The following is a 559-nucleotide window of genomic DNA, read 5'->3' as shown; positions in this document are numbered from 1 at the left end:
TCTTCCGGCGGGCGAGCCATGATCTCGAACTGGTGGACGCTCTCCGCGCCTTGGCGGTGCGAGGTGCCGAGGCAGTCCGCGCCGGTGTCGCCGCCGCCGATGATGACGACCTTCTTGCCCTTGGCACTGACGGGGGGCTCGGCGAAGTCGCCCTGCTGCACACGATTGGCGTGCGGCAGGAATTCCATTGCCTGGTAGATGCCCTCGTTCTCGCGACCCTCGATCGGCAGGTCACGCCACGCGGTGGCTCCACCGGACAGCACGACTGCATCGAACTGTGCGCGAAGCTCGTCGGCCGAGATGTCCTTGCCGACGTCGACGCCGGTACGGAACACCGTGCCCTCGGCCTCCATCTGTGCCAGACGACGGTCGATGTGGCGCTTCTCCATCTTGAACTCGGGAATGCCGTAGCGAAGCAGGCCACCGATGCGGTCGGCACGCTCGAACACCGTGACGGTGTGCCCGGCGCGCGTGAGTTGCTGCGCCGCAGCGAGTCCCGCAGGTCCGGAGCCGACGACGGCGACGGTCTTACCGGTCAGGTGCGTCGGGTAGACCGGGG

The 559-nt window shown here is 67.8% G+C and carries 1 protein-coding gene; it reads right to left on the bottom strand.

The annotated features are described in order from the left end of the window. Positions 1-559: FAD-dependent oxidoreductase (locus A2J03_RS21770; RefSeq protein WP_156520512.1), on the bottom strand; the 559-nt coding region annotated here is incomplete at both ends.

It is taken from the genome of Rhodococcus sp. EPR-157, assembly GCF_001647195.1.
Taxonomy (GTDB): Bacteria; Actinomycetota; Actinomycetes; order Mycobacteriales; family Mycobacteriaceae; genus Rhodococcoides.
The sequence above is the reverse complement of the archived record's forward strand: the minus strand, read 5'-3'. Positions and strand labels throughout refer to the sequence as shown.